Genomic DNA, 2755 nt, shown 5'->3' with positions numbered 1-2755 from the left:
GGCGGGCCCGCCTTGTGCGGGGCCATCGGCGCGCCGGACGGCGAGCCGGCGCCGCGGCGGGTGCGCGCGGTGCGGGTGGCACGGGCGCGGGCGGCACGACGGGCATGATGGCCGGCGGTGGCGGCGGCGCGGGCTCCGGGGCGGCGTCGAAGCGCGACCGTCGCAAGGGCCTCGGCGGTCCGCTGGCCCCGCGGCTCGAGGACGAGGACGACGTCGCCCCGCGGCCGCTCTCGGCCGGTCCGGGCGAGCGCTGACGGTCGGGCCGCCCACCGGAGTGCTCCAGTGGGCGGCCCCGTCTGCCGATACGACGGGAGAGCCGCGGTGCGACGCGGCGTACCGTGTGCGCGTCCACGTACCGCGGTGACGTCCGACGCGGTGACGGCCGACGGGCTCCGCCCGCGCGAGGGTGCGGCAGCGGGACTGGTGACGAGGGAGGGGTGCACGTGAGCGACAGCGACAGCGCGACGCGCCCGCGTCCCCTGCGTGCGGCGGCAGGACGGTCGCCCCGCCCGTGACCACCGCACCTCCGCGCCGGTTCGCCGTGCTCGACGGCGACCGGCGGCTCGACGTCGCTCTCCCCGCGACGGGCACGCTCGGCGACGCCCTCGGCGCCGCCGGCGTCGTCCTCGACGACCCCGGGCTGACGCTGCTCGTCGGGGACCGCCCCACGGCCCCGACGACGCCCGTGACCGACCTCGAGGACGGCGTGCTGCTGACCGTGGTCGACCCTGCGGTCCGGGTGCAGGACGCCCGCCGCGCCGCGCGCGCCCGGCGGGTGGCCGGCCGGGGCGCGGACACGCCCGCGTGGTGGGCGCTGCTCGCCGCCGCCGCGGTGACGCTCGCGCTCGACGTCGTGGCTCCCGGTCTCCTCGACGAGCGCGCGACCCTCCTCGTGGCGGCCCTGCTCGGCGTGGCGGCGCTCGGCACCGCGGTGCTCGCGACCCGCCGCAGCGACGACCTGCCGGCGCCGCTGCGCGTCGCGACCCCGGTGGCCCTCACCGTCGCCGGCGCCGTGACGCTCGTGCCGGACGGCTGGTACGGCGCGAGCGTGCTCGACGTCCTCACCGCCGCGGCGACCGTCGGCGTGCTCGGCGTCGCGGGCGTCGCCCTGGCCGACGCGGGCCCGTGGCGGGCCGCGTTCGGCGCGGTGGCGGCGGTCGCGGCCGGCGTCGGCGCGCTGTGGGGGCTCGTGCTGCTGCTCGGCTGGCCGGTGCAGGCCGCCGCGGCGCTCACCGCGGGTGCCGTGCCGGTCGCGCTGCGTGCCGTGCCGGCCGCGCTGCTGCAGATCGACGAGGGCTACTTCATGGACTACGGCCGCTACCTGCGCAACCGCTGGTCGGTGCGGGGCACGGTGCCGGCCGACCCGGGGGCGATCGACGGCGACGACATCCGTGCGCACGTCGTCGCGGCGTCGGCCGCCCGCGTCACGGCGACGATCACCCTGGCGCTGGTGGGTGCCGCCGCGCTGCCGGTGGCCGTGCCCGTGCACCCGTCGGGCGGCCTCGTGGTGGGCGGCACGGTCGCCCTCGTGGTGTGCTACCTGCTCGGGCTGCTGCTGCTGGCGCGCACCGAGAGCGTCCCGGCGCTGCGGTGGGTCGTGCGCGCGTCGACGGTCGTCGCGGCCGTCGTGGGGCTGCGGACGCTGGGCGCGACCGTCGGCCCCGGCACCGAGACGCTGGTCGCGGGGCTGCTCGCGCTCGTGGGCGTCGCGGCGGCCGTGGTCGCGGTGCCCCTCGGGCGCGGCGCCCGCTCGCTCGCCCTGTCCCGCACCGGCGACGTGCTGCAGGGCATGGCGACGGTGCTCGCGATGCCGGCCGCGCTGCTCGCGGCCGGTGGCCTGGAGCTCGTACGGACGGCGGTGTCGGGATGACCACTCAGACGACGGGGACGACGACGGCGTGCTGGTGCTGCGGCGCCCCCGCACCGACGGACGGCCCGTGCCCGAGCTGCGGCGCGCTGCCGCGGGGGAGCGCCGGTGCGCAGCCCGCCGACGCGGGGACGCGCGGTGACCGCCGGCGCGCCGACGGCGACCTCGGCGAGCACCTCGCCGGCCGTGCCGCCGGTGTGGGCGCACGCCTGGCCTCGTTCACGCTCGACGTGCTCGCGCTCGCGCTCGTCGTCGCGGCCGTGTGGCTGCCGACGCGCTCGGTCGTGCTCACCGCGATCGTCGGCGTGGAGGCCGTCGTGGCCCTGTGGGTCTGGCAGGCCCGCACCGGGCTGACCGTGGGCAACGCGCTGCTGCGCCTGCGCACCGCGCAGGACGACCGGCCGTGGTCGCCCGGCGCCGGCCGGTCGTTCGTCCGCCTCCTCGTCGTGGGGCTCGGCGGGCTCGTCGCCGTGGTCGGTGCCTGGGGCGTCGTCGCGTCCGCGGCCCTCGACCGCACCGGGCGACGCCGCTCGTGGGCGGACCGCGCCGCCGGCACCGTGGTCGTCGCGGTCCCGCGCCGACGTGCCGCGTCGACCGTGTCCGTGCCGCCCGTCGCGCCCGGCCTCACGGTCATGGCCGCCGGCGCCGGCGCGACGACCCCCGACCTCACGCTGCCGTGGCAGGATCCCGACGCCGCGCGCCCGCTCACCGGGCCCGGCCCCGTGCCGCCCGGTCCGGTCCCGCCCGGTCCGGTCCCGCCCGTCCCCGCGCCCGCGGGCCCGCCGGGCGGGGGCGTGCTCGGCGAGCCCGTCGTCGTCGCGCAGACCGGTGGGTCGCGCGCCCCGGAGCGCACGGACGCCCCGCCGGCGGGCCCGCAGACCGGGGCGC

3 protein-coding genes are annotated in these 2755 nt (G+C 80.4%); all 3 read left to right on the top strand.

Going from position 1 to position 2755, the window contains the following annotated elements; all coding sequences use genetic code 11:
• The coding region (locus AB6N23_RS17980; RefSeq protein ID WP_412867331.1) for a hypothetical protein at positions 1-254 on the top strand (254 nt) is incomplete at its 5' end.
• A 257-nt stretch (positions 255-511) separates the two neighbouring features.
• Complete coding sequence (locus AB6N23_RS17975; protein WP_412867330.1) at positions 512-1870, top strand: hypothetical protein; 1359 nt, start codon at positions 512-514, stop codon at positions 1868-1870.
• On the top strand, positions 1867-2755 hold an 889-nt coding region (locus AB6N23_RS17970), incomplete at its 3' end, for an RDD family protein (protein WP_412867329.1). The genes AB6N23_RS17975 and AB6N23_RS17970, both read left to right, overlap by 4 nt.

Origin of the sequence: Cellulomonas pasadenensis, from assembly GCF_047229365.1 — a bacterium.
Taxonomy (GTDB): Bacteria; Actinomycetota; Actinomycetes; order Actinomycetales; family Cellulomonadaceae; genus Cellulomonas.
The sequence above is the reverse complement of the archived record's forward strand: the minus strand, read 5'-3'. Positions and strand labels throughout refer to the sequence as shown.